Origin of the sequence: Eubacterium limosum (assembly GCF_000807675.2) — a bacterium.
GTDB classification, from domain to species: domain Bacteria; phylum Bacillota; class Clostridia; order Eubacteriales; family Eubacteriaceae; genus Eubacterium; species Eubacterium limosum.
In genome coordinates this window covers 3,726,692-3,749,605 of record NZ_CP019962.1, presented here as the reverse complement: position 1 = coordinate 3,749,605, position 22,914 = coordinate 3,726,692, and the positions used below count along the sequence as shown (strand labels likewise).

The 22,914-nt window shown below is 49.9% G+C and carries 12 protein-coding genes; 3 read left to right on the top strand and 9 right to left on the bottom strand.

Translation table 11 applies throughout. From position 1 onward, the window contains the following. Position 1 precedes the first annotated feature (1 nt). The 6 genes from B2M23_RS17535 to B2M23_RS17510 form a co-directional block, all read right to left on the bottom strand. Positions 2 to 2,383, bottom strand: a complete 2,382-nt coding sequence (locus B2M23_RS17535; RefSeq protein WP_038351674.1) for an ABC transporter permease — start codon at positions 2,381 to 2,383, stop codon at positions 2 to 4. Positions 2,384 to 2,523: 140 nt separating this feature from the next. Further along, a complete protein-coding gene (locus B2M23_RS17530; protein WP_038351675.1) occupies positions 2,524 to 3,084 on the bottom strand; it encodes a hypothetical protein in 561 nt (186 codons plus the stop codon). Positions 3,085 to 4,104: 1,020 nt separating this feature from the next. Then, positions 4,105 to 4,779 (bottom strand): TIGR03936 family radical SAM-associated protein, encoded by a 675-nt coding sequence (locus tag B2M23_RS17525; RefSeq protein ID WP_052237158.1) that lies wholly within the window; start codon positions 4,777 to 4,779, stop codon positions 4,105 to 4,107. Next, positions 4,760 to 6,625, bottom strand: coding sequence for a TIGR03960 family B12-binding radical SAM protein (locus B2M23_RS17520; RefSeq protein WP_038351676.1), 1,866 nt, complete (start codon positions 6,623 to 6,625; stop codon positions 4,760 to 4,762). The genes B2M23_RS17525 and B2M23_RS17520 overlap by 20 nt, the downstream gene beginning before the upstream one ends. A gap of 115 nt (positions 6,626 to 6,740) precedes the next feature. Next, positions 6,741 to 8,720 carry an alkyl/aryl-sulfatase gene (locus B2M23_RS17515; RefSeq protein WP_038351677.1) on the bottom strand — a complete coding sequence of 660 codons (1,980 nt, stop codon included), beginning with the start codon at positions 8,718 to 8,720 and terminating at the stop codon, positions 6,741 to 6,743. Between the two features lie 27 nt (positions 8,721 to 8,747). Next, positions 8,748 to 12,251, bottom strand: coding sequence for a hypothetical protein (locus B2M23_RS17510; protein WP_038351678.1), 3,504 nt, complete (start codon positions 12,249 to 12,251; stop codon positions 8,748 to 8,750). A 250-nt stretch (positions 12,252 to 12,501) separates the two neighbouring features. Between B2M23_RS17510 and B2M23_RS17505 the strand changes: the two genes are divergently transcribed. Beyond that, entirely contained in the window at positions 12,502 to 14,994 is a 2,493-nt protein-coding gene (locus B2M23_RS17505; protein WP_242945825.1) for a winged helix-turn-helix domain-containing protein, read from the top strand. 39 nt (positions 14,995 to 15,033) lie between these two features. On the opposite strand, the gene B2M23_RS17500 is transcribed toward B2M23_RS17505, so the two are convergent. Together B2M23_RS17500 and B2M23_RS17495 are read right to left on the bottom strand one after the other, a co-directional pair. Further along, positions 15,034 to 16,842 (bottom strand): ABC transporter ATP-binding protein, encoded by a 1,809-nt coding sequence (locus B2M23_RS17500; RefSeq protein ID WP_038351679.1) that lies wholly within the window; start codon positions 16,840 to 16,842, stop codon positions 15,034 to 15,036. Then, a complete protein-coding gene (locus B2M23_RS17495) occupies positions 16,829 to 18,550 on the bottom strand; it encodes an ABC transporter ATP-binding protein (RefSeq protein WP_038351680.1) in 1,722 nt (573 codons plus the stop codon). Before B2M23_RS17495 ends, B2M23_RS17500 begins: the two co-directional genes overlap by 14 nt. 252 nt (positions 18,551 to 18,802) lie before the next feature. Here B2M23_RS17495 and B2M23_RS17490 point away from each other — a divergent pair, with 252 nt between their 5' ends. Together B2M23_RS17490 and B2M23_RS17485 are read left to right on the top strand one after the other, a co-directional pair. Continuing rightward, entirely contained in the window at positions 18,803 to 20,368 is a 1,566-nt protein-coding gene (locus tag B2M23_RS17490; RefSeq protein ID WP_038351681.1) for a Na+/H+ antiporter NhaC family protein, read from the top strand. 136 nt (positions 20,369 to 20,504) lie between these two features. After that, on the top strand, positions 20,505 to 20,726 hold the full coding sequence (locus tag B2M23_RS17485; RefSeq protein WP_038351682.1) for a YozE family protein: 222 nt from the start codon (positions 20,505 to 20,507) through the stop codon (positions 20,724 to 20,726). Between the two features lie 78 nt (positions 20,727 to 20,804). On the opposite strand, the gene B2M23_RS17480 is transcribed toward B2M23_RS17485, so the two are convergent. Then, entirely contained in the window at positions 20,805 to 22,451 is a 1,647-nt protein-coding gene (locus tag B2M23_RS17480) for a glycosyltransferase family 2 protein (RefSeq protein ID WP_052237159.1), read from the bottom strand. Between the last annotated feature and the right edge of the window lie 463 nt (positions 22,452 to 22,914).

Here is a 22,914-nt window from a genome sequence, read left to right as displayed (position 1 = left end):
GCTATTCTCCTGTAATATCCCAGATATGGATCTGTTTGATTTTGCCGCAGCCGGTGAATACAGCCGTCATTACCACCACTAAAAGCGACAGCGGGCAAAGAATATAGATTTCAAAAAAGTTTCCGTTAAAGCTGATGTGTCCCCCAACGCCAAAGAGGCTGAACAGGCCGTTCATCATCGGTTCTCCAAAGACGCCGGAAAGAATACTTCCCACAACGGCTGAGGCCGCCAGCACCAGAAATACCTGAAGTGCCAGTCCGGTTTTAATCTGAGCGATACAAAAGCCGCTGCTCCTCATGATGGCAATACTCTGCTTTTGTTCCAGAATCCTCAGGCGGATAAACAGGGCGGTGATCAGGAATACAATGAGGGCGATGATCATCAGAACGATCAGGACAATGGTGTTGAGCTGGTCTGCAAAGCCGCCGCTGTACTGGGCTGAGTAGTCGGCCGGACTCATAACTTTCAGATCCTTATGGTTTTCCTTTAAGGTATTGACCATGGTTTCGTGGTCCCCTGTGGGCATCTTTCCCACAAAGTTCACATTATAACCCTGTTTGAGGGTGTTATCCGGCCCCAAGCGCAGCACATTCCCAAGATTCATGCCGCTGTTGTACAGGCCTGTAATGATAAAATCCCTTTCCGCCTGTCCATCGGTTGTGATCCGTATGGTATTTCCAACCGTTTTGCCATAGCGTTTTGCAATGCTTTCGGTGAGGGCAACCTCATTGTCCAGCCTCGGCGCTGTCCCCTTTGTATAGGAATACTGATCCAGGGGCCAGGCCATCATGGTTTCGCTGACGGTTTCCTTTGTTTTTTCATCGTCTGTACTGATTTTAACCGGGGAAATATACTCGCTCTGCAGCTCAAGCCCGGGGATATCCTTTCTAAGCTCCGTTTCCATGGATTGGCGCATGGACTCAATATCCGATGTATCCATATAGGTATTGCTGCCGGCGACATAAAAGTCACCGCCACTCATACCAAGGTAAGTCATCATTTCTGTGCCTGTAATAAAATGCCGGAGATTGAGCGGAATAATCATCACTGCGATGCAGAGCATAAAGGTGATGGCCAGTACCGTATAGCTCTTGAAACGAGACAGAAGATCGTTTACGGCCATAAACACCACTGGTGGCATTTTCTTTCTGCGGTACAGGACACTCCGCCCAACAGGTTTAAAGCGTTCCCCTGTACTGCCCTGGCGGATAGCGTCGATGGGTGAGATTCTGGCAAGCCGCCTCAGACAGATCAGACAGAACAGAAGGGTTGTGCCGATGACCAGCGCAGCCCCGAGCGCTGCCATAATTATGCCTGAACCATTTTGAGGTATGATCAGAGATTCAGAGATGCTTTTGGACATATAGCGAACAAAAGGAATACTGAGCAGAAAACCGGCCAGCCCCGCCGTAGCAGAGAGAATAATGTATTTTGAAAGGTACAGCCGCCTGATCTGGTGGTTTTTAAAGCCAAGGGCCTTCATGACGCCGATTTCGCGATAATCGTCCTCCACTGCCGAGACAATGGTGAAACGTAAAATCAAAAAACTAATGGCTATCAGAAAAACACAGACCAGAAACAGAAAAGCCGCCACAACGCCATCCACAGCCATATAGGCTACGCGTACCAGCTCTTTGGTCAGGTTGCCCACATCCGGCAGTCCTGCGTCACTGTAGCTGGTAAAAAGATCTGTGTCCCTGGTCCCCGGGGTGGTCTGCACAGAAAGCAGGCTTCCCTGCATTTGGCCGCTGTCCTCTGAGTATTGCCTCAGAAGCTCAAAATCGCTGTCAGATACCATGAGCCTTTTTACACCGACCATGGAAGCTCCCCAGGCGGCGTCCTTTGTAAAGGCCCTGATGCGGAAATCTTTCTCCGTTTTCCCAATCCTTACCTTTACGGTGTCGCCCAGTTCCAGTTCACATTGGCTTTTCAAGTATACCGGAATGGCGATCTCACCGGGGTTGAGCGTAAAGCGTGTGTCCTGCTCGTTAAAGACGAGATTCATGTCCTCCGGAATGGTCTGGAGATAAAGCATTGTGGATGAGGAGACTTCTTTTTCAGAGGCATCGCCGGTAAAAATAAGTTCCTCGGGCTTTATACTGATCACCCGGGCATTTTGATAATCTGTAATGATTGGGCTGTCTTCGGCCCACTGCTGTATTTTATCGGTCATTGCCGCTTCTGTTTCTTTTGGATAGCTTATGGTGAAGCCAGCATCCGATATTTTGGCCGTCTCAAAGAAATAATTCAGCGCTGTGGTTGTTGTGAACATGAGGTTCATGCTCCCTGCCGCCAGCATGGAGGCCAGAGCAATAAAAACCAGCAGCACAATATTGGTGGTTTTCTTTTTTCTCAGGTCATTTTTGAAAATTTTGAAAAACAAATTGACACCTCTCTCTTAAGTGATGCCCTTAGTATAGACGGAAAGTTATTAAAAAATCCTAAAGTGCCAAAGAATTTTGAAAATCGAAAACGCCCAAAACTGTTTTTTCAAATAGCTTTGGGCGTTTTCGATTATTCTGATTAATTTTTCTTGCACTTACAGCTTGCCAGAACAGCCTCTTCATTTCTGGATTCTCTGGATTCCTGAAGCGGATTGTGGTAGCCGGCGCCTGGTGCTTTGTCTACTGCGTTTTCGTCCAATAACGGATTGGCGTACATTTCAGCCTTCACTTCACTGACAGTTTTTTCTTCAGCTGGCGCTTCTGGCGCCATATCGTTTGGGTCATTCTTCTTGCATTTGCAGCTTGCCAGAACAGCCTCTTCATTTCTGGACTCTCTGGATTCCTGAAGCGGGTTGTGGTAGCCGGCGCCTGGCGCTTTGTCTACTGCATTTTCGTCCAATAACGGGTTTGCGTACATTTCAGCCTTCACTTCACTGACAGTTTTTTCTTCAGCTGGCGCTTCTGGCGCCATATCGTTCGGGTCATTCTTCTTGCATTTGCAGCTTGCCAGAACAGCCTCTTCATTTCTGGACTCTCTGGATTCCTGAAGCGGGTTGTGGTAGCCGGCGCCTGGTGCCTTGTCTACTGCGTTTTCGTCCAATAACGGGTTTGCATACAATTTTTCTTCCTGTGATCTCATTTCTCTTACTCCTTCAACTTTTTTAAATTTTACGGTAATTGTCTTTCTGATTAATTCGTAACTTTTTTTGTTACTGTTTATACTGTAATTATATTTGTTACATATAGATTTGTCAAGCATTTTTTTAAATTATTTGGAATATTTTTTAAAAAAGAATGAAAATAAAAAAAGCCCACCAATTTCACATAGAAATTAGGTTTGGCTTCAAAAAATAACTAAGACCAGTTCTACTTCGTTTCGGCGTTTCTGTAAAACCGGTCTTAGCGTTCAGATTCAGTTAGCATGTCTTTTGGACTCACTCCTTTCGAATCTTTAAACCAAATATCAAATTTTTCATTCAGTATCTCTATATCTTTTTGAATAGTTCCTCAACTTGCGATCCTTACAGTCCTTTACTGGGTTACACGTTCAAAATCCTTTTTGATATGGAACACGTTTATGTAATATCACCTACTCCATGGATTCTTCGACGCTTAAGTCTCTATATGCTATAAGTCGTGTACTCCTCCAGCTTTAGGCTATGCCCTATCTGATTTTCTACTTATGTACTTTTCAAGCCAGCAAGTGATACCATTAGATTGTTGTTATCTTAGGGTTTATTAAATTCTGAAATTCCATTCGACCATTAACATCTTGTTCCGATTATTGACTTATTGCATCAACATCTTATTATGGATATTTTTGGTTTTCCTTTTTTTCATACTTCTAATAAAAATCTTTTGGGGTTTACTTCTTTTAGGTGTTGATACAGCCTATTTTCAATAATCACCTTTTTGATTTTCATTACCAAAGCTGAGCTTCTATTCACTTGTTAAAGACCTTTCAAAGATTACTGATGTTTCTTTGATCTTTGATTTGTCTATATTATACCACGATTTCAACCTTTGTAAACGGTTTTTTCGTAAACAAAACGTAACAGTTTTGTAAACGTGCACATTAAAGTGGTAAATTACTGCAGAACCCTCTGTTTTAAAGGGTTCCGCAGCTTATGATATTGCTTAAACGTTTCTGTAAATACGATCAGGATTTAAGGTTCAGCGCTTCACGGGTCATGACAATGGTCGGGTCTATGACAAAGCAGGGTTTTACGGACTGGTTAACAGTCTGCAGAACCAGCTCGGGCTTTACGCTCTGCTGCTCAAGGTATTTAAGCCTGAGCTCAAGCTCGGCATTTCCTTCCTGTATGGAAAGAACCCGGATATCCTGGATAAAAGGCCGGATATTTTTGGGAACCAGCTTCCCCTTTTTATTTCTTTTTTCAAGTATTACCTCATCAAGGGACTTGTAGGTATTTAAAATATCCGATAGAGACGCCTCATCCATTCCGTCTTCCAACGCGACATCAATCCGGTAGCGGCTGTCTGTTAAAGATGCGCTCAGAGAGGTTTTTCCCTGGGGGATTCTTCTGGCCTCCACCACTTTCAGGCCCTCAGGCAGTGCAGCGTTCAGCCTTTTGGTAAATTCCATCAGATCAATATCGCGGGTCAGCACCACATCACCGTACTCGCTGTCGCTCATGAGCCCGACAGACATGGCCAGGGCAAAGGACAGTTTAGGATGTGGGTTAAAGCCGTTTGAGTGGGCAATATTGAGCCCGGCCCGGCGAAAGGCCCGCTGGAACAGACGCTGCTGATCTAAATGCGAAATAAAGCGCAGCTCCTCGCCGCGTGTGAATTTAAACCGTATAGTGCTCATGGCATTTCCATCCTTTACTGAATTGCATGACGCCGCAGTTGCTACAGCCCTCACGGCAATAAGGCGTCAGAGCCTCTTCTGTTGATTTTTCCCATTCCTTTTGCAGGAATTCCTTTGTCACACCGATGTCAATAAAATCCCAGGGCAGCAGTTCATCAAAGCTGCGGCTTCGCAGGGCATAGAAATCCGGATCGACCCCGGCCTCCTCAAAAACAGAGAGCCATTTTTGATGGTCGTAATGCTCCTGCCAGCCGTCAAACTTACAGCCTGCCTCGTGGGCTTTCAGGAGCACCCTGCCCAAACGGCGGTCACCCCTTGCAAACACGGCTTCCAGATAGCTCAGGGAGCCGTCGTGCCAGTTGTAGGAAATTTTGCGGTCTTTAATCAGGGATTTCAGCATTTTCTGTTTTTCGATAAACTGGTCACCGGTATTTTGTCCAAACCACTGGAAGGGGGTAAAAGGCTTGGGTACAAAACAGGAGGTGCTCAGCACAATTTTCACGGCTTTATTGCGTTCTTCTCTCGGCACAGCGTAGTATTCATCCAGAACCTTTTGCCCCAGGTCAGCGATTCCGGCAATATCGGCTTCGGTTTCTGTGGGCAGGCCGATCATAAAATAAAGTTTGATATGGCCCCAGCCGCGTTCAAAGGCGGTGCGCACTGTGCTTAAAAGATTTTCCTCGGTCACCCCTTTATTGATGACATCCCGCATACGCTGGGTACCGGCCTCCGGCGCAAGGGTGATGCCGGTTTTCCTTATTTTCTGAATCTGCTCCAGCATATCAATGCTCAGGGAGTCGATGCGCAGCGACGGCAGAGATACACCTATACATTGGTCTTCATAATCAAAAACCAGATCCTCGATCAGGGTCTCAATTTTTGAATAGTCACCGGAGCTCAGTGACGCCAGTGAAATTTCCTCATAACCTGTTGTTTTAAGCAGGGTCTTAATCCCCTCCTCGATGGTGTTCAGGCTTTTCTCGCGGATCGGGCGGTAGATCATTCCCGCCTGGCAGAAACGGCAGCCTCGGCCGCAGCCTCTGAAAATTTCATAGCTCACCCGGTCGTGGACGGTTTCGGTGTAAGGCACAACATATGCTTTGGGATAGTAGGCATTATCAAGGTTTTTTATAAAACGCTTGCGAATTTTGCGGGGCGCTTCTCCGATAAGCGGTGTGAAGGCCTTTAAGGTGCCGTCCTCATGATAAGCCGCTTCGTAAAAGGCTGGGACGTAGACCCCCTCGATGGCCGCTGCTTTTTTCAGATAATCTTCTCTTGTACCACCCTCTGACTTAAAGCGCCGGTATGCGTCCATGAGCTCAAGGATGGATTCCTCGGCCTCACCGATGACAAAAATATCCACAAAATCGGCCAGTGGCTCGGGATTGTAGGCGCAGGGGCCGCCCGCCATAATAAAAGGCATATCCTCGCTGCGGTCTTTTGAGAGCAGAGGGATGCCGCCAAGCTCCAGCATATTAATGAGATTAGTGTAGCTCATCTCGTACTGGAGGGTAAAGCCCACAAAATCAAACGCTGAAATGGGGTCCATGGATTCCAGCGCGTAAAGTGGGATCTCCCGGCTGCGCATCTGCTCCTCCATATCTACCCAGGGTGCAAAGACCCGTTCACACCAGATATCCTCTTGGTCGTTTAGCAGGCTGTACAGTATTTTCATGCCCAGATGGGACATTCCCACCTCGTAGGTATCGGGAAAGGCAAAGGCGTACCGGATCGTGGTATCCTTGAGGTCCTTATGGACGGCTCCCACCTCATTGCCCTGGTAGGTGATGGGCTTTGTCACCAGGGGCAGCACCTTTTTATTGATTAATTCTTTATCGTAATGCATTGGTTCCTCTTTGTTTTTTATTTCGTTAGCCCTCCTATCTTACAATAAGTACGGATAAAAGTCAAAAAGGATTCAAAAAAGCACAGCGCAAAAATGTGCTGTGCCCTTGTCCGGTTTATGGTTCGACAATATTGAAAAAATACTCAAAGGTCACCATGTGCTCTGTCAGTTTTTTTAGGATATCCTGATCTCCCTCGATCCGGATGGTCTCCTGCTGTTTGGCTTCATCTTTATTCAGAATGGTAAACATGGCAACCCTCGGCAGTGTCAGGGTTGCGTCTGCGTCGTCTGCCTGTACGCCTTTCTGGTACAGAAGCACACCAGAATCCACACGCAGCAGGTAGGGATCGGTATCGGTGAAATTGAGGTTGATTTTCAGGTTGACGTCCTGCGCCGCGTTGGAATCTGTCAGGATTCCCATATAATCCATCATCATCTCAGGCGTCATGGACTTTTTGAGGTCTGCACTGCTGTTGGCTTTGAGGGCTGTATCGGTTATGGTCCCCTCTCTCAGCTCTTTAGCGCCGGACAGATAAGCGTTGCGCCAGGTGCCCGATTCCGCCTGATAGCCAAGCTGCTCCAGAGCGTCAGCGCACAGATAGCGGGCTTCCTGATTGTCTGGATCGGCAAAGACCAGTACATTGGTGATCTCAGCGACCCATTGGTATTCGCCCTTGTCAAAATCGACCCTTGCCTTTTTGAGCACCTCGCCGGTATCGCCCATGTATTCGACATATTTTTTAGCGCTGTCGCTGGGTGTGAGCGGGTTCAGGTTTACCGGATTGGCGTCGTACCAGCCCATGTATTTCTGGTAGACGGCTTTGGCGTTATGGGCAACCGTGCCGTAATACTGGCGGGTATACCAGTTTTTTTCCAGAGACTCCGGCAGTGTGATCATGTTGGAAATTTCATCGGAGGTATAGCCCTGATTGATATACATCAGGGTTTGATCATTGATGAACTTATACATGGCCGCGGTGTTTTCCAGATAACGGTTGATCACGTCATTTCCCCAGTGCGGCCAGTTGTGAGACTGGAACACCACCTCCGCGTCTTTTCCGTAGCGGGTCATCGCCTCCATGATATACTCGGCCCAGGCGTTGCCGTCGCGTATCTGGGCGCCGCGCAGGGTGTAGAGATTGTGAAGGGTTCCGGTACAGTTTTCAGCGATCCAGAGCGCCTTTTTATCCGCAAACCAGGTGTTCATTTCCACAGGGGCTTCGGTTCCCGGTGTCAGCTGGAATTCCATGGTCACGCCGTCCACTGTCCGGGTTTCACCGGTCTGTTTAATGGTGTCGTTGGGTGAAATGTACGAAATGGTTCCGGTGGACTGCCCCATTCCGATACCGATGGACATGGAGCCAGTGGCGCTGTCATCCAGAATGGTGCCGTACTGATAGCCCGCGCGCCGCCCCATAGCGTTGCCGGCATAGACGTTTTCGCTGACCGCGTGTTCCTCAAAGCCCTCGGGCACAATGATGGGGATGTTTCTGGACGCAACCTCCTCCTCACTGATAATGCCCTTGATACCGCCGTAATGGTCTACATGAGGATGGCTCATGACCACAGCAGTGACGGGTCGTTCTCCCAGGTTTTCGTTGACCAGCTGCATGGCCGCTGCGGAGCACTCGGTGCTCATGAGCGGGTCGAAGACAATCCAGCCTGTATCGCCCTTGATAAAGGTAATATTGGTCATATCATAGCCCCGCACCTGATAGATACCGTCAGCCACCTCAAAGAGGCCGTATAAATGGTTAAGCTGGGTATTCCGCCACAGACTGGGGTTGACTGTGGCGGGCGCGTCCGCGTTCTCCACAAAGCTGTAGGCCTTCTGGCTCCAAACCACCTTGCCCTTTTCATCTTTGAGCTCAAGGGACTCTGGCGCCGCGATGAGCCCTTTTTCGGCAAAGGATTTTTCCTGCTCGTCGGAGAAGTCCAGCAGGGCGTAGACCTCTTTGTTTTTATCCTGAGTGGTTTTGGTGGCTTCCTTGGCTGAGGCATCAAGCGGCGTCCCTGTTTTTCCACCTGTACAGGATGAAAATGTAAACAGCGCAGCCGTAAGTCCCACGAATATGAATAGCTTTGATCTTTTCACTTTGCTACCTCCTATTTTTCTAATATTTTAAAGGCTTTTTCTCTGTTTGTCGAGCTTTTTTCGTCGTATCAGATAAACCACTGTAAACGCCGCAGCCAGAGCTGTCAGCAAAGCAGCTGGCAGTAGAGCGCCTGAGCCGGAGGTTATACTGACAATGCCAAAGAGTGAGAGATGATTTGTCACAACATGATACCGGCCGTCTGAGTCCATTTTTGCAGTGTATATCTCGGAATTTTCACTGGACTGGTGAAGAATACCGATTTTATCCGTCTCTTTGTCTGTAAATGGGAATGCCAGGTCCAGTGTCCCCTCAAAGGGCACATCACCTGTCGGCGTGGTCAGAGAGATATCGTACAGGCCGAGCAGTCCGCTGTTTTTCTCTAGCAAACTCTGATAATCCGGCGAGGAGGCTTCAATCGGTGTGATGGTCAGCACAGCCGCAGCGTGGATCTGTTCTCCGGTCAGGCTGATACCAGTGGCCGGATCCTCCAAAATACGGGAGCTGTAAGTGTTCTGATTGATATATGGCAGCCCAAGGTTGATCTTGTCATCACGGTGCCAGTAATAAGCGCCCTCTGTTACCCGGCTGTTGAGCTGGTCTTTAAAAGTATCCGTCTTCATCTCGCCTACTGGAACGGACTGAGCTGTGGCGTTTCCTTCACCGCTCGCGTCATCCATGCTGTTGTCATAATAGCAGGCGTCCAGGGTTTCAGAAATATTTCTTCCGGCAATGGCCCCATCGGCGCCACCACTGGCATGGCCGCCAAAATAGACATTGCGCATTGTCCCCTCATTGTTTCCGGCAATGCCGCCAGTATAGAGTATTCCCTCAATGTCCGCTATGACTGTGCCAAAACTGTTGCGTATTTCTCCACTGTTTTCTCCTGCCAGCCCGCCGGCAATCTGGGCGGATACCCTGCCCGCCGACGATGTGTTGATGATTACACCGCTGTTTTTTCCGGCAATACCGCCGGCAGCAGTGCCTGATTCAATGTGGATATTCATATCATCCAGATCTGGCGCGTCAGCGTTATCGGTCAGAAGATGGCCTGCACCGGCCTGGCAGTACTCAATGCGGCCCTCGTTGATGGCGGCAACAGCCCCGGCGTAAGCGGTGCCCGATCGGATATCTGTATCAAAAATTCTCAGGTTCTTTACTACTCCCTGAGGCCCGACGCGTCCGAAAAGTCCCTGAAGCCCATTGCCATCGGCGGTCATACCGCTGATGCTGTGGCCTTTTCCGTTAAAGGTGCCATTGTAGGCGTTGACTGCGGTGCCGATGGGCAGCACCCATTCCTCGCCGTCCGCGTCAATGTCATTCATAACGGTGAAGTTAGCGTGTGCATAGGTCTCGGGCTCTTCTGCCACGGCTTTGGCAACGCGTTTCAGATCCTCAAAGGTATAGATGTCTGTGGGTACGATTTCTTTTGGCCCGCTCTGGACATCCATTTTCACAATGCTGCCCCGCTCATTTATCACGGGAGTGGTCTCCTCGGTTTTTTTCCCGGTGGTAGCCCGCACCGTATAATTCTGGTAGGGCGCGGTGAAGCTGAATTTGATGGTATTGTCCTTCTTTTTAAAATATTCGAAGGCATCAGCTGTCAGCAGTGTATCAAGAACCTTTCCCTTGGAATCGAGCAGCTCCACACTTTGCACGCGCTCGTTTTCAGCCAGACCTGAACAGTCAACCGTCAGGGTCACAGGATGCGAAGCAAAGGAAGAACCATTGAGGTCATAGCCATTTTCATCGAATAACCGTACAACAGTGCCCTTTGCCGATTCTGCTTTGGCCATATAACGGGGAAGTGAACTTCCCATCATAAAGGAGAGAAGCGAGATACCCCTCAGTTCTTCTTTAAAATGTTCCTCGCTTGCCACCATACTTTTGACCCGCTTATTAATTTTTGAATCGCTGTCGTCCAGCCGATAGCCGGTGAGTCCATCAATGTAGTAGTATGTGCAGCACCAGCTGCCGTTTACCTTCACGCCGCCTTCAATGGAGGTGTGATCCGCTGCAGAATCCCATTTGTTGATTACTGCGTAATCAACACCCTGGGGCAGATGCTCAGCCTTGATGCCGCCATAGTTTACCAGATAGTCCACAATACTGGACTGTCCTGACAATCGGTAAGCCGGCGTATTCAAAAGATATCTCAAGGAGCTGGCCTGACTGATACCCGTATAATTATAATCGGCAGAGTACTCTAAGTTAAGAAAATCCTGGCTCACAGTGCTGTACTCAAAATGGTCGACCTTTCCGCCGCTTGCGTGGTGGACATACTCCTGGTCTAGCTTAAACAGGGCATCGTGAGTCAGATAATCAAACGCATTCCCCTCTTTTAGGAGTACAAAAGGGGAAGCAGCACCCAGGGCTTTCATCTGATAGGCGGGCATTTCCGGCTTTGTCCAGGAGGCGCTTCGAACAATGTCATGAGGCCGGTAGTAAAGATTTGGCCAGAGGCCCTTGCCTTTCATGTGCTCGATGCTGGAGGTTTCATAGCGCAGCGGCAGATCAATCTCTGCGTCATAAGAGCGCATCAGCCGGTCGGTATAGGTTTTTCCCTGGGAGGAAATATCATTGATGGACTGAACCGTCTCATTGATGACGGTCTCCTGCTCAGTCATGAGCTTGTCCAGTGTGTTGGTGTCCACATTGGCGGAGACATTGTATTCTACCCAGATATGGTTGACCATGGACATATAGATAAAAGGCTGGATACATTCATCCATCTGCTGAAGCAGAATATCACACTGCTGGTGCTCAAAGGCGACGGTCTGATCTGTGACGCGTTTGGCGTTATCCAACAGAGTGATACTGTTGGTAGGGCTCAGCACAGGGTTGGGTTTGCTCCGGTCATAGGAGGGATAATAGCGGCAGGCATACATCGCCATTCTGCGCAGATCGCTCTTAAAGCTGATGGGATCGCCAGTCTTGGTGGGGTCGAAATTTTCCGTAAAGTTGACGAGATACCCGTTCATCTTATGCATTTCACTGTCCATTGTCTCGGCATCCCCATCCTCCAGGGCTTTCGTATACTTCTGGGAGGCGTCCAGATAATTGGTATAATCGGTGTAGGCGCTCTCATACTTGCTCATGATTTCTGAGTATTCCCGCCGGTTATTATACCAGATGTTCTCATTGATCAGCTTTTCCAGCCCGCCAACCAGAACATCGAGTTTATCGCTGATGGCATCCATCTCTTCCTGTAGGGCGTCCAACTCACCCTTCATCTCCTGGCACAGCTTCAGAATCTGGGAGGTGTCCTTTCCGGAGGGGAAAGTCAGGAGATCGCCCATGGTCGAAAAGAAATTGACGCCGGTTTTATCCGCAGCGTAATAAAGTCCGGAAACAACCCAGCCGTCGATAATTTCAATGCTCTCATCCGCAATTTTGGTGACGATATAATCAGTGACCGGGCCTCCTGTAATCTCGTTGTTTTCCGGCTCTGCAAAAACCGGAGAAACCGCCGATAGGGTCCACATTGCAGCGAACAGCAGTGTGAAAATTTTTAAAGCTTTACGATACCGCATGTTCTCATCTCCTTAGGAATAAATTGATAATTCATTATATCGGATTGCAAAGCTTTCTTAAATCATCCGGTATGAGGTTTTGGAAAATTTTTCTTTTTTATTAAAATCGGAAGCTCTTACAATTAAACATGGATAATTTTAAACGATTATGATAAAATTTGATAAAATGACCTTAAAAGGAAATACCTATGAATAATACGACATTGAATTTTCTGAATGATAAGTTTGAACCCAACCTGCTCCCCGAGGTATGCGCACCGCGCGGCAGACTGCTGACCGCCTTGCGCAGGGCGGAAGCGGGGCGATTTATTTACATCGGGGCTCCGGCTGGAAGTGGAAAACCGTCTCTGCGCTTTTATGGCTCAACGCTTCAAAGCGGAAACCTGTCTGGATTGGTCTTGATCCCTATGACAACACGCCGCCGATATTTTATAAACAGCTGGCCACAGGGCTTTTTTCATTGCAGCCTGAAAACGAGGCCATGTACAGAGTATTGGTAAGCCCTGCCTTCTCAGCCTCGCCGGTGGAGCACACGGTGCGTCTCATATCTGAAATGCTGCCGGATAATGGCCAGTATGCGCTCGTCCTGGACGATATGCACCTGATCACCAACGCGGAAGTCTTAAAATCCCTTCCTTTTCTGCTCAGGCGGCTGCCTAAAGGTTTTGTCGTCCTTCTGCTCTCCCGCCACAATCTGCCGGAAGCCTTTACCTCGCTGGTTTCGAATGAGAACACCGGCATTATCACTCCCGAACAGCTTCGATTTTCCAGAGATGAGATACTGAGCTATTTTGAACGCCTGGGCTTTCCCATCACACAGGAGCAGTCTGCCTTTGTGCTCGATGCGACAGATGGATGGGCTATCGGTGTCAACGCCATGGCAAAATCGGGTGAAGTCCGTCCGGGAAAGGGCGGACAGGATTTTGCCTGGTATTTTGAAACCCAGCTCTGGGACAAATGGGAGCCTGAGCTGCGGGAATTTTGTCTAAAAACAGCCGTCGTCAATGAATTTGATCCCGAGCTTGCCGAGGCAATGACCGGCCGCGCGGACGCTGCGGAAGTCATGTCTTATTTGAGCCGCACCAACTCTTTTTTAAGCCTGCTTCATGGAAATACTTACCGTTTCCACCATCTTTTTCAGGATTTTCTAAGGGAACGGCTGCTTAAAAGCGGTATTAATGCTACTTCCCTGTATAAAACAGCGGCAATGTATTACAGAGACCGTCGCGACTATTCCCGGGCGCTGCGATTCTGGATGGACAGCGGTGATTATAAAGGCATTGACAGCTATCTGTATCTATTTCTCTTTGAAAATAACCGCGGCGTGGTGGCCGAGTATGCAGATTTTCTGCGCGCTTTTTTTGTAAAACCGATCCCTGAAAGGGCTTACCGTGAATTCCCGGCACTCCATGTCCTGAGCGCATGGTACTACTACCTGACCAGCTGCTATGAGGAATATGGCCGTCATATGGATGCCATTATAAGAAAGCTGCCGGCCATCGCAAAGGCAGACACCAAATTTGTGGAATACGCGATTCTGGCCTACAGCGTAGATCATCGGGTGAGTATGCGGACCAAGGTGCGCCGTTTCAGTCTTTTCAGCCGGTTTGTCCAAAAATATACGCCTGGGGGGCTGGCCACCTCCATCGCATCCTTTACTCACAATCTGCCTTACATGCACCGAAGTAATCTTGACTATTCGGAGCTGTCCGCTGACCCGGGCATCCTGGATAAAATCGATAAAACCTTTGCCCCTCTTCTGGGGGAGGAGTGGCTGTATATTCGTCCCGGGATTGAGGCCTGTTTCATGTATGAGCGCAGCCAGCTGAGCGAGGCACTGGAGCAGCTTAAGGTGACCACAGCCCATATGTCTGAGGAAAGTAAAATTGAGGGGCGTATCTGCGTGACGCTTCTCTGGCACCGTATCCTATGGCAGCTTGGAAGGTTTCAGGAGGCCGAAACTGCATCGCGTGAGCTGACGCTGCTGGTGGATCGGGAGGCACAATTTTTTCTGCCAAACCTGGCGGCCTACCAGACGCGTCTGATGCTTATGGATGGCGATGCACCATCGGCACGGGAATGGCTTGATCACTATTTTGTCGTTGAGACCAGTCACATTGAGTTGTTTCGGGTCTACCAGCACTTCACAACAGCGCGCGCTCATATTATTTTGGAAAATGCAGAGGAAGCCCACAGACTGTTAAGCCTTCTTCTGGACTACGGTGAAAATTTGAACCGTCCTCTGGATGCTGCCGAAGCAGGTACTCTGCTGTCCGTTCTAAAATGGCAGCAGGGAAGCCATGAAGAGGCTGCAGATTTGCTGGAAAAGGCGCTGTCCGTTCTTCAGCCCTACCGCTTTATCCGAGTGGTTGCTGACGAAGGCGCCGCAGTCCTCCCTGTCCTTAAACGACTGATGACCAGGGTAGAAAAAGAAAGCTACGAAGGCCGCCTGACGCGCGCTTTTGTCCAGGAGCATATTCTGGCTGCCTACAGCCAGTCCAAGACGCACAGAGGATTGCTTTCCAGGCCAGCCACCTCCCCAAAAAATATTAAACTTTCCAGACAGCAGAAGTATATGCTCGAGCTGTTGTCCCAGGGCTATAGAAACGCCGATATCGCCCGAATCACAGGTCTGGCGCTTCCAACCATCAAAAGCCACACTTCCCTTGCCTACAAAAAGCTGGAGGTAAATAACGCTCTGGATGCAGTGCTGAAAGCACGGGAGCTGGGTATCATAAAATAAAAGTAAAAAAAGCACAGCGCATTTTTGCGCTGTGCTTTTTCAATCATCAATGCCAAGCTGGGTTTTATACATGCGGCTGTAAATGCCGCCCAGGGCCATGAGCTCCTGATGGCTCCCCATCTCGGCGACATGGCCATTTTCCAGCAGGAGAATCTGGTTGGCGTCCCGGATCGTGGACAGTCGGTGCGCGATGATGAAGGAGGTTCGGCCCTCGGTAAGCCGCAGCATGGCTTTCTGTCTCCGGCTTTCAGTCCGGGTGTCGACAGAGCTGGTGGCCTCATCGAGGATGAGGATGGGCGCGTCGGCCAGAATCGCGCGGGCAATGGTGATGAGCTGGCGCTCACCCTGGCTCAGGCTTCCGCCGCCGTCGGTGATAAGGGTCTGATAGCCCTCAGGCAGGCGGCTGATAAAACCGTGGGCGCCTGCGGCTCTGGCTGCTTCGATAACAGCGCTGTCCTCTGCATCCTCCCGCCCATACCGGATATTTTCAAGAATACTCATATGAAACAGCGCTGTATCCTGAAGTACAACGCCGAAGCAGCGCCTCAGGTCCTCCAGTCGGTAATCCCTGAGGTCATGGCCGTCCAGAAGAATCTGTCCATCTGTGACATCATAGAAACGTGTCAGGAGACTGATGATCGTGGTTTTCCCGGCTCCAGTCGCGCCGACGACCGCCATGCGGGTTCCGGCGCTGGCTTTAAAGCTTACATCCTTAAGGATGGGGATGTCTGGATCATAACCGAAACAGACATGTTCAAAGGCCACGTCGCCTTTTGGACTGACAATGGGCAGTGCGTCTGGAATATCAGGAGGTTCCGGGATCTCATCAAAAATTTCAAAAATCCGTTCGGCGCCGGCCACAGCGGTCTGAAAGACGTTATAGATGCTCGCGATATCGTTGAGGGGGCGTGTAAACTGTCTTGAGTAGAGCAGAAAGCTCGAGATGGTCCCGATGCTCACCATTCCTCTGGCAGCCATGACACCGCTGGCAATGGAGACCGATATAAAGCTGAGGTTTTTAATCACATTCATGAGCGGCATGAGATAGCCGGACCACACCTGTGCCTTGGTGCCAACATCGCAGAGCGCCGCGTTATTTTTCTCAAATTCCTCGATGACCGCCTCCTCTCTGCCGTAGGCCTTAACCAGAGTGAGCCCCGAGATGGTCTCCTCAATTTCTCCATCCAGACGGCCCAGAGCTGCCTGCTGCTTTTTAAACAGCCTGCGGGTAACGCGGGTGACGGTGCGGGTCAGTAAAAAGACCAGAGGCACCACCGCCAGGGCGGCCAGTGTCAGCCACACATTGAGGGCGAGCATAATACCGAGGACTCCCGCAAAAGTAAAGACCAGCATCATGAGCTGCGCCAGCGAATCTGAGATGGTGGAGCTGATATTGTCGATATCGTTGGTCAGGCGGCTCATGAGATCACCGTGAGGGCTTCGGTCAAAGAAGGCCAGCGGCAGGTCCTTCATCACGTCGAACAGTGCTTTGCGGATATAACAGATCATGCGCTGGGATACTGAGGCCATGATGTAGTTCTGGGCAAAACGGACAGCCCAGTCACCGATGTAGGCCAGGAGCAGAAAAGCGAGGAGCATGACGGACAGGTGGCCGTTGTTGATGCTGTCAATGATCTTTCCGATCAGCAGAGGTGTCAGCATGGCAGACAGTGAAGCCAGCCCCGACAGGGTAAAAACCAGCCACAGGCCCTGACGGTGGCCTTTGGTCAGGCTCCAGAGCCTGGACAGTGTCCCTTTCATGTTTTTAGGCTTGACCACCTCAGCCATCCTGTGTTTGCCGGGAGAGCGTTTGACTGGGGGCAGTCCTGCGGGATCAGCGGCTGGCATGTTCATCATCTCCTATCTGGGATTTATAGATTTCACGGTAGACCGGGCTTTCCGCCATAAGTGCTTCATGGGGGCCGAGCCCGGAGACGCGCCCCTCATCCATGCAGAGGATTTTATCCGCCCGCATGACCGAGGCGATGCGCTGGCTGATGAGGATCACCGTGGTTCCTCTGGCGTATTCCTGGATACGGTTCATAACAACCGCCTCGGTGGTGGCGTCAAGGGCGCTGGTACTGTCGTCCATCACCAGTATGGCGGGATGGCGGATCAGCGCTCTGGCGATGGAGAGCCGCTGCTTCTGCCCGCCGGACAGGTTTACACCGCCCTGCCCCAAAACCGTGTCGTAACCCTTGGAGAAGCTGTTTATAAATTCATCGGCACAGGCCGCATGCGCTACGGCATCGAGTGCCCTATCGTCAGCGTCAGGATCTCCCCACTTCAGGTTATCCCGAATAGTGCCGGAGAACAGCAATGACTTTTGGGGGACCATGCCGATGGCTTCGCGAAGCTCGGAGGTTTTCTGGTTTCGCACATCCCTTCCCCCCACGAGCACCCGCCCTCCGATGACGTCGTAAAATCTTGGAATCAGGCTGACCAGAGTGGATTTGCCGGAGCCTGTTGCCCCGATGATACCCAGTACCTGGCCGCTTTCAAGACTGAAGGATACATTGTCCAGCGACTTTTCAGGTGAGTGAATATAGGAGAAAGAAACATTCTCAAAGGCCACGCTGCCATCAGGCCTTTCGGCTATGGGCATTTCCGGTTCGCGCATGGCGGGCTTTTCAGAAAGAACCTCCTGCACACGCTCGGCCGAGGCCGTAGCCCTCACCATTGTGTTGAGGATATTGGAAACCATGGACAGGGCAAAGAGCACCTGAGTCATGTAATTAACTGAGGCCATAAGCTTTCCCACATCCTGCTGTCCTCCGGTGCCGCCCAGCCACAGCAGCACCACAATTCCAATGTTGACCGTCAGGTTAATCATCGGCCCAAACACCGCGGTCACCCGGGTGGCTGAAATGCCAGACGCTGCCAGCTCCTCAGCGGCAGTGCTAAAACGGCCGGTCTCATAATCCTCTCGCCCAAAGGCCTTGACGACCCTTATGGAGGTCAAAAATTCGCGGCTTACGCTGTTCAGGCGGTCCAGCCTGCGCTGAAGACGGACAAATCTCGGGTAGCCAAAGCGCATATTCCCGGCGATGAGCAGAGTCGAGATGACCAGGATAACCACAATCATAGGGATCTGTCTCGGCGTCTGGGTTACAATGAGGATAATGGCGCCGATACAGGTAATGGGCGCCTTGACCAGAATACGCATGGTCCCATTGATAAAATTCTGGATCTGGGTGACGTCGTTGGTGATGCGGGTGATCAGCGAGGCAGGGTGAAATCGGTCGATATTTTCAAAGGAAAAGGACTGGATTTTCTGGTATAGCTCTGAGCGGAGCTCCTTTCCAATCTGCTGGGAAGTGCGGACGGAAAGATTGTTTCGGATCACTGCGCCCGCCGCCCCTATAAAGGCTACCCCCAGCATAATGCCCCCAAAATAGAGCACTGTGCCCACGTCCTGGTTTTTCACACCGTCGTCGACAATATGGGACATGAGCGTAGGCTGGAGAAGGTCGCTGAGGGACTCGACCGTCAAGAAAAAGATGGCGGTGAGAAACAGTCCCAGATGTTCTTTGATTTTGGTTAAGATCAGCTTCATGGTAATTCCTGCCTTTTATTTTCAGATAGATACTATTGTAGCATAAAAAAACAGTTAAGGGGGTAAAAGTAAATCCGTTATTATGCTTTTCAGGGCATTTTTATGTTTGTAACAGGCGTGGCTTTATTGATTGAAAAAATTTTTTGAGGTTCAAAAGACCTTATTCTATATATTTCCTTTAATTTGCATTAATTTTGTGTTAAAATTGGCTTGTTTGTGGAAGCAAATATAAAAAAATAAGGAGGAGTATTTATGGAAACAATCGATGTTGGTTTCTTATCGCTGTTACCACCGATCATTGCGATCGTTCTGGCGTTATGCACCAAAGAAGTTATTTCATCGTTGTTAATCGGAATACTTTCAGGGGGACTTATCTACGCGTTAAACACAGGCGGCGGCATCATTGAGATGAGCAGCGTAGCCTTCGGCGTTACTGCTGAGACCGTTGGTTCGCCTGGCAAGTTTAACATCATTCTCTTTTTGGCCCTGCTGGGGGCGCTGGTTTATGTGGTCACTATGGCCGGGGGCTCAAGGGCCTACGGTAACTGGGCTTCAACCAAGCTGAAAAGCAAGAGAAGCGCACAGCTGGCTACCAGCTTTCTGGGAATGCTGATTTTCATTGATGACTATTTCAACTGCTTAACGGTCGGTACCGTTATGAAACCCGTCACAGACAAGTACAATGTATCCCGTGCAAAGCTGGCCTATATCATCGACGCCACCGCGGCGCCGGTCTGTATCATTGCCCCGATCTCAAGCTGGGCGGCGGCTGTCGGGTCAACCCTGTACGAAACCGGTGCCTTCACCAATGAATTGCAGGCTTTCTTCGCGACCATCCCATACAATCTTTACGCTATTTTATCCATTATTATGGTACTGGCGCTGGCCGCAACTAACCTGGAATTCGGACCGATGGCTAAAGAAGAGTACAAGGCTGAGAAAAAAGGCGATCTTGGCGCTGTGAGCGATGACCTTGAAAGCAATCAGGAGGTTTCTGATAAAGGGACTGTCTGGGATCTGATCATCCCCATCGGCGCGCTGATTGTGTTCTCAATCATTTCCATGCTGTGGAACGGCGGCTACTGGGCAGGCGAAGGCCTGACCATCGGTGAAGCCTTTGGAAACTGCGACGCCTCTGCGGCTCTGGTACTGGGCGGCTTCTGGGCGCTTGTTGTAACCTTCCTGCTGTTTATCCCGAGAAAGCTTGTGACCTTTAAGGAATTCATGGGCGGCATCGGCGAAGGCGTTAAGAGCATGGTTCCGGCATACATTATCCTGACTCTGGCATGGACCATCGGTTCCTTATGCCAGGATTACCTGGGTACAGGCATTTACGTTGGCCAGCTTGTAGAAGCCAGCAACCTGCCGATGGGCCTGATTCCAGCCATTGTATTCCTGGTAGCTGCCGGCCTGTCCTTCTCGATCGGTACTGCCTGGGGAACCTTCGGGATCTTTATCCCAATCGTTGTGTTCATCTGTCAGGCATCCGCGCCGGAGCTGATGGTTGTTACCCTGTCCGCAACGCTGGCAGGCTCTGTTTTCGGAGACCACTGCTCACCGATCTCCGACACCACCATCCTGTCTTCTACCGGGGCGGGCTGTGACCATATCAAGCATGTGGCCACCCAGATGCCTTACGCCTGCCTGGTAGCGGCGTGCTGCTTTTTCGGCTACATTGTCGCTGGATTCTCGTACGGCAACATCGCCCTGACACTCGGCACCGGCATTATCCTGCTGGGCGTTACCCTGTTCGTGCTTCACCGTCTCTCCAGCAGAAAACTGGAAAGAACAGAAGTGACTGCCGAGCCGGAAGCTTAAAGCAGACCATTTGATTTTGTGGAGAATCCAGAACTTTCGGTTGTGGATTCTTCATTTTTTTACCCTTAATAAAAAGAATTTTTCAAGCAAGTCGTTTACAGATATGTTATAATAAAGAAAAAAAGGGGGCTTGAAAATGGGTGAAAAAGTATTGTTTAAAGAGTGGCTTTGTGCCAGGTACTCAGGCGACGCGTCTTATTTTGGTGACCTGGCAAAGGATGTGGCCGAGGATAAAGGCTTTCCGGACGACGGCTCAGCCGATGATTTTATCAGCTATATTGAAAGCCAGGGCGCCAGCGAGGAAGCACTGAAGGTGATGAGCGACGCCTACGCACTCTTTATAAAGGGTGATAACTAAACCAAAGAGAACCTGTCTTTTAAAGATGGGTTTATTTTTTTGCCTGGAAGGCACGGCGCAAAATTGTGCTGTGCTTCCCTACCGCCTGCGACGGAGTCTTTTTTGGATATTTCGGCCCAGATCCCTGAGCCCCGAGCTTTTCACAAGCCGGGTCGGAAAATCCGGCTCACGGTCGTAGACAATCTGAAAATACTGGCTTTTGTTCTCTGCATCCATACTGGTAAAGGCGATCCCGTACTTCAGCGCGCCCTCTTCGTTTTCAGCCACACGGGCCATCCGGGCATCCATACTGGCACGATAGCGTTCTGTCCAGACAAGAACTTCCAGCGGCAGACTTTGATCCAGTATTCTCCCGTCATCGAGCGCTATTCCCATGCCCCTTTCGGAGATATCAAGGGTGTGGCCCGAAAAACGTCCATAAGGCGTCTTTACTACGACAGGTATATTCGCGCTAAAACGCACGTTTTTCCGGCTGTTTTTCCGCCCTAAAATGAAAAATACGGCCATGATAAGGATAAAGGTGTTGAGGATCAGCCAGCACATGACCACCAGAGCTGCCACAAAGCTGGCAGGCATCCAGACCGTGTAGCACTGGTAGATGGCAAAGGCAGACAGCAGAATAAAGAACAGGTGCGGGAGCGCCAGAGTAAAATTGCGTGAGTCAGTCACTGCGTCCTTACGGGTGACAGAGAACTTCTTTTCACGTATGCCCAGGGTTTCCAGGATAATGGGAAACATCAGGTATGGAAACAGAGCGGTGTCGATAATATTGCTCCACCTTGTGCTGCGCATACTGCCGGAAAGAAAACGCAGGGACAGACCGTAGAGCAGATAGGCAGGTATTGAAAAGATCAGAAGCTCAGGCACTGTACAGTCCACGATAACGACCTGAAAAAGGGTGAAAAGGATCGGGGCAGAAATATAGACAAAACGTCTGAAAAAAGTCCACCAGTATAAAAAAGAGCTGTAATAGCTGAAGCGTGTTCTGAGAGGCAGACCCATATGCCTGAGCCAGCAGGATTGGCGGAGGGTCTGGATGCACCCTCTTCCCCACCGCCTGCGCTGGCCGATAAGATCCCGCAGGGTGGCCGGTGCCAGCCCGTGGGCCAGGACTGTCGGAATGGCATAGCACCGGTACCCGGCAGCCTGGATGCGGATACCGGTGGCAAAGTCCTCGGTGATACTGTCCGTGGCAATTCCGCCAACCTCTGTGACAGCCTGGCGTGAAATAAGGGTATTTGACCCTGCGTAAATAGGCGCGTTGGCGTAGTTTCGGTTGACATTGACCTCCTTGAAAAAATAATCCTGCTCGTTGGGCAGCTTTTCCTTAGAATACAGGTTGTACTGGAAAAGGTCGGCGTTGTAAAAGCTCTGGGGTGACTGGATAAAGCCGACGGGGCCGTTATCCAGGAAGAAGTACGGCACGGTTCTCATGAGAAAATCGTGGGTGGGAATCATATCCGCGTCAAATGTGGCGATGAGGGGGGAATGGGTTTTAAAGATCGCGTTGTTGAGATTTCCGGCTTTTGCATGCTGATTTTCACGAAGGCCAAAATAGCCGGTGTCCATCTGCTCAGCGAGCGCAGCAATCTCTGGGCGGTCAGAGTCGTCACAGAGATAGATATGGACTCTGTTTTTGTCCGGATACACCATATATTTGCAGGCGTTGACGGTTTTATAAAGGAGCTCTGCCGACTCATTATGAGTGGCGATGAAAACGTCCACCTCCGGGTAATCCGCAGCCGGATCACCGGGAGCTCTGACAGAGCGGACCGGGAATAGTTCCGGTACAGCTCGAAGGTTTCCACTGCGCCCGTAAGCTCTGTGATAAGCAGGATAATGCCAATGACTGAGGCCAGCGGGCCAAACCGGAAGGGCAGTGTAAAAAGGATCCGCCAGCCGAAATAGATGGTCATGGCAGCCATCGTGAGTATAAAAATTGTCTTTTTAATCCGTGTTTTGTTTTGTTCTTTCATGCTTTCCTCTTTAATTTTATGTCTCATTTAAAGTTTACCCTCAGACGTTGCCGGAAAACAAAAAAAGAAAAGCGGAAACCCGTTAAGGTTTCCGCTCGGTTTCCTATAGAAAAAGGGGAGTAATTCTAAAGGAAAAAGGATTATATGTGATATTTATTATTATAGAGTTATCGATCCCAAGTTGCAAGGCCAAATTTTGCAATATCGTTTGC